The sequence below is a fragment of the Paraburkholderia sp. J11-2 genome (assembly GCF_905220185.1).
Lineage (GTDB): Bacteria > Pseudomonadota > Gammaproteobacteria > Burkholderiales > Burkholderiaceae > Paraburkholderia.
In genome coordinates this window covers 1-271 of the sequence record NZ_CAJMYY010000144.1, presented here as the reverse complement: position 1 = coordinate 271, position 271 = coordinate 1, and the positions used below count along the sequence as shown (strand labels likewise).

General features: G+C 66.8%; 1 pseudogene. It reads right to left on the bottom strand.

Going from position 1 to position 271, the window contains the following annotated elements:
* A pseudogene (locus U5A57_RS41535) lies at positions 1–271 on the bottom strand (threonine ammonia-lyase, biosynthetic); the annotation flags it as partial.

Below are 271 nucleotides of genomic sequence, written 5' to 3'. Positions count from 1 at the left end.
GCCGTGATCGACGAAGGCCTTCGCGATCTGCTGCGACTCGCCACGGTTGCGGATCTGCACGCCCACGAAGATGTGTGCGCGCTCGGCGTCGTCGATGCGGTAGTTGAACTCGGTCACGCTGCGCGTGCCGACCAGCTCGCAGAAGCGCTTGAAGCTGCCGCGCTCCTCGGGGATCGTCACCGCGAACACCGCTTCGCGCGCTTCGCCCACCTCGGCGCGCTCGGCCACGAAGCGCATGCGGTCGAAGTTCATGTTCGCGCCCGAGGTGATT